Source organism: Streptomyces triticirhizae (assembly GCF_003696235.1).
In the GTDB taxonomy this organism is placed as follows: Bacteria; Actinomycetota; Actinomycetes; order Streptomycetales; family Streptomycetaceae; genus Streptomyces; species Streptomyces triticirhizae.
Map to the genome: position 1 here is coordinate 1 of NZ_RFFJ01000299.1, position 4,972 is coordinate 4,972.

A 4,972-nucleotide genomic window follows, 5' to 3' on the forward strand; every position below is an offset into this window, starting at 1 on the left:
CTCCGCACCAACACCCCCGAACTCACCACCTACCTCACCACCCTCACCCACCACCCCACCACCAACTGGACCACCCTCACCACCACCAACACCCCAAACCTGCCACTCCCCACCTACCCCTTCCAACACCACACCTACTGGCTCCGACCCACCAGCACGATGCCCAGCGGGCAGGACGTTCCCAAGCATCCGTTCCTCACGGCCAGGACCACCGTGGCCCACAACGGCGGGACCCTGATCACGGGCGAGCTGTCGCTGGCCGACCATCCGTGGCTGGCCGACCACACCATCGCCGGCACCGTTCTCTTCCCGGGGACCGGGTTCCTCGACCTCGCCCTGCACGCCGCCGACGGCGCCGGCGTCGAGGACCTGACCATCGAGGCCCCGCTCGTCCTCCCCGAACACGGCACCGTGCGACTCCAGATCAGCATCGAGGACCGCGCCCTCACCCTCCACGCCCGCTCGAACGACGACGAACCCTGGACCCGCCACGCCACCGCGACTCTGAACGACCAACCCGCGCCAGCGACCGTTCCCGAGACACCCGCCACCTGGCCCCCACCCAACGCCCAGCAGATACCCCTCGACACCGCCTACCCCCAACTCGCCGAACGCGGCTACGACTACGGCCCCACCTTCCAAGGACTCACCGCCCTCTGGCGCGACGACAACACCCTCCACGCCACCGTCAGCGTTCCCGCCGCCTCCGGCCCAGGCCACGCCGTTCACCCCGCGCTGCTCGACGCCGCGCTGCACCCGCTGCTCGTCAACACCCCGGACGGCGGCGACGTTCTGCCCTTCGCGTTCACCGGCGTCGCCGCGTTCGCGGAGACCGACGCGGCCGATGGGCCGGCGACGGTGCGGGTGTCGCTCACCCTCACGGGTGCGGAGACGGCGACGCTGAGCCTGGCCGACGACTCCGGCCGTCCGCTGCTGCGGGTCGAGGAGATCGCGCTTCGGGCCGCCGATCTGGCGCGGATCGCGGGCGCCTCGCGGGCGCCGGTGTATGCGCTGGAGTGGCGGGAACCGGCGTCGCCCGCGCGGGGCGCCGACCCGGCCCGCTGGGCCGTGCTCGGGGAGGACGGCGGCGCACTCGCCGGCCGGCTCGGGATCGGTTCCGCCTTCGCCGGTGTCGCCGCGTTGCTGCGTGCCCTGGACGGCGGCGCCGAGGCGCCCGAGGTGGTGCTGTTGCCGTGCCTCGGCGGCGCCGAGCCTGCGGCGGGCGAGCAACTGCCGGACGCCGCACGGGAGATGACCCAGCGGGTGCTCGGGCTGTTTCAGGAGTGGCTGGCCGACGAGCGGCTCGCCGACAGCCGGCTGGTGGTGGTCACCCGCCGCGCGGTCGCGGTGGGCGAGAACGAGTCGGCGCTGGACCTGGCGGCGGCGCCGCTGTGGGGTCTGGTGCGGGCGGCGGAGTCGGAGAACCCGGGCCGGTTCGGGACGGTGGATCTCGACGGGGACGACGCGGCGGCCGTGCTGGCGCTGCCGGCGGCCGTCGGCGTCGGGGAGCCGCAGGTCGCGGTGCGCGGTGGGGTGGTGTCGGTGCCCCGGTTGGGCCCGGTCACCCCGGACGGGAACGCGTTCACCCTCGATCCCGAGGGAACGGTGTTGATCACCGGTGCCACCGGCACCCTCGGCGGGCTGATCGCCCGCCACCTCGTCCACCACCACGGCGCCCGCCACCTCCTCCTGGTCAGCCGACGCGGACCCGACGCCCCCGGCGCCACCCAACTCCACGACGAACTCACCGCCACCGGAGCCACCGTCCACCTCACCGCCTGCGACACCGCCGACCCCCACGCCCTCGCCACCCTCCTGACCACCATCCCCGACCACCACCCCCTCACCGCCGTCATCCACACCGCCGGCATCCTCGACGACGCCACGGTGCCCGCGTTGACGGCCAAGCGGCTCGACACGGTGTTGCGGCCGAAGGTTGACGCGGCCTGGCATCTGCACGAGCTGACCCGCGACCTGGACCTGAGGGCGTTCGTCCTCTACTCGTCCGTGTCGGGGCTGCTGGGCACGGCGGGGCAGGCCAACTACGCGGCGGCGAACACCTTCCTCGACGCGCTGGCCGCACATCGCCGCGCGCTCGGCCTGCCGGGGACCAGCCTCGGGTGGGGGCTGTGGGCGCAGTCCAGCGAGATGACCGAGGCGCTGGAGGTGGCCGATCTGAAGCGGCTGAACCGTTCCGGGATCGCGCCCATGACCAGCGAGGAGGCGCTCGGGATGTTCGACGAGGCGCTCGACTCGCGGGCGGCGCTGCTGTTTCCGGTGCGGTGGGACGTCGGGGCGCTGCGCGCGCAGGCGTCGGCGGGGGCGATCGCGCCCGTGCTGAGCGGGCTGGTGCGGGTGCCGGAGCGACGGTCCGCCGCCGTCGCGGCGGGCGGCGGCGGGGGCGCGTCGTGGGAGTCGCGGCTGGCCGGGCTCGCGGCGCTGTCGGACGAGGAACGGCTGGCGCTGCTGCTGGAGTTGGTGCTGGACCAGGTGGCGGCGGTGTTGGGCCATGACGGGTCGGACGGGATCGATCCGCGCAGGGGCCTGATGGACATGGGGTTCGACTCCCTCACGGCCGTCGAGTTCCGCAACCGCCTCGGGAAGGTGACGGGGCGGCGGCTGCCGACGACGTTGGTCTTCGACTATCCGACGCCGGTCGCGGTCGCCGAGCATCTCCGTTCGGAGCTGGCGCCGGCGGGGCCGGTGGAGTCGGCGCTTCAGGAGATCGACCGCCTCGAGGAACTGCTCGCGGCGCTGCCGGCGGCCGGGGACGGCCGGGCGGGGGTCGGGCGGCGGCTGGCGGAGCTGGTGTCGAGCTGGCAGGCCGCGTCCGGGTCCGGTGCGGGCGCGGGGGCCGGTTCCGGCGCCGCCGGTGCGGAGGATCTGGAGACGGCCTCGGACGACGACCTGTTCGCGGCGTTGGACAACGAACTCGGCCTCGGCTGAACGGAGAGGAGCAGAGAAGAGCGAGCGAACGAGCCCGGTCCCGGTCGAACGGGGCCGGGCTCGTTCGCGCGTGAACGCGGCGCGGGAGCACAGAAGAAAGGGGAGCGGGGCCCGGGTCCTGGAGGGGTGGGACCCGGGCCCCGCTTCGGGGGTGGTCGGTGGTCGGTGGTCAGGCGTTCGCGGTGTCGCGCCGCTGGGCGCGGCCGAGTTCGCGGTCGATGTAGGCGAACAGGTCGGCCGCCGTGGCGTCCTGGATGCGCTGGCGGTCCAGCGCGCGCCGGGCCTCGCTGGCGCTGGGCTCCTCGCTCGGGGTGGCGACCAGGGTGCGCAGGCGGGCGGTGATGTCGCGGCGGAGCGCGCTGTCGGCGGGCTCGGCGGCGAGGGTCGCGGCCAGGCGGTCGAGTTCGGCGCGGAGGGGCTGTTCGGCGGGCGCCTCGTCGGTGGTGGTGACCACGGTGTGGACGTGCTCGGCGAGCGCGGCGGGGTTGGGGTGGTCGAAGACGACGGTGGCGGGGAAACGCTGTCCGGTGGCCGCGTTGAGGCGGTTGCGGAGTTCGACGGCGGTGAGGGAGTCGAAGCCGGACTCCTTGAACGCCCGTGTCGTGTCGACGCGTTGGGGGTCGGGGAGGGCGAGGACGGCGGCGACGGCCTCCCTGACCAGGTCGAGGACCAGCTGGCGTCGCTCGTCCTCGGCGAGGCCGGCGAGGCGCCGGGCCAGGTCGGCGGGTGCGCCGCCGGGTGTGGCGCGGCGGGCGGGGGTGCGGACCAGGCCGCGCAGCGGGTCGGGCAGGGTGCCGGCGGCGGCCTGTGCGTGGAGGGCCGTGGTGTCGAGGGCGGCCGCGACGGTGACGGGGGCCCGGGTGGTGAGCGCGGCGTCGAGGAGGGCGAGGCCCTGGTCGGCGGTGAGCGGCCGGACGCCGGCCCGCTGGGCGCGGGCGAGTTGGGTGTCGCGCAGCGCCTCGGTCATGGTGCTGGTCTCGGCCCACAGGCCCCAGGCGATGGAGGTCGCGGGCAGGCCGAGGGTGTGGCGGTGGGTGGCGAGGGCGTCGAGGAAGGTGTTGGCGGCGGCGTAGGTGGCCTGGCCGGCGTTGCCGACCTGGCCGGCGAGGGAGGAGAACAGGACGAACGCCGTGAGGTCGAGGTGGCGGGTCAGCTCGTGCAAATGCCACGCGGCCTGGGCCTTGGGCCGCCACACGGTGTCGAGGCGTTCCCCGGTGAGCGCCGGGAGGGTGGCGTCGTCGAGGATGCCGGCGGTGTGGATGACGGCGGTGAGGGGGTGGTGGTCGGGGATGGTGGTCAGGAGGGTGGCGAGGGCGTGGGGGTCGGCGGTGTCGCAGGCGGTGAGGTGGACGGTGGCTCCGGTGGCGGTGAGTTCGTCGTGGAGTTGGGTGGCGCCGGGGGCGTCGGGTCCGCGTCGGCTGACCAGGAGGAGGTGGCGGGCGCCGTGGTGGTGGACGAGGTGGCGGGCGATCAGCCCGCCGAGGGTGCCGGTGGCACCGGTGATCAACACCGTTCCCTCGGGATCGAGGGTGAACGCGTTCCCGTCCGGGGTGACCGGGCCCAACCGGGGCACCGACACCACCCCACCGCGCAGGACCAGTTCGGAGGCGTCGGTGGCCAGGGCGGCGGCCAGGGTCGGGGCGTCGGCTTCGTCGAGGTCGAGCAGGCGGACCCGGCCCGGGTTCTCGGAGCGGGCGGTGCGCAGCAGGCCCCACAGGGGTGCGCGGCGCAGGTCGACCGTGGTCGCCGGCGCGGGGCCTGGCGCGGCGTCGCGGGTGAGGGCGACGAGGGTGGTGTCGGCGAGGCGTTCCTCGTCGAGCCAGTCCTGGACGGTGGCGAGCGTTCGCCGGGTGTCGGCGACGAGGACCTCGGGGTTCCCGGGGTCGTCGGGGTTCTCGGCGGCGGGCGCGGTGTGGTCGAGGAGGATCAGCTCGGGCGCGGGCGTGTCGCCCGCCGCGACGGCGGCGGCCAGCGCGGCCGGGTCGGCGTGGGCGGGCAGCCCGGCGAGGGCCGGGAGGTGGGCGGC

Annotated in this window: 2 protein-coding genes; one reads left to right on the forward strand and one right to left on the reverse strand. The window is 75.0% G+C overall.

Annotated features, from left to right (window positions below):
• Positions 1-2,946 (forward strand): type I polyketide synthase (locus tag EBN88_RS28505; protein ID WP_122399901.1); only part of this gene is annotated, 2,946 nt, incomplete at its 5' end.
• A 169-nt stretch (positions 2,947-3,115) separates the two neighbouring features.
• Here the strand turns inward: EBN88_RS28505 and EBN88_RS28510 are convergent.
• A partial coding sequence (locus EBN88_RS28510; protein ID WP_122399902.1) for a type I polyketide synthase occupies positions 3,116-4,972 on the reverse strand: 1,857 nt, incomplete at its 5' end.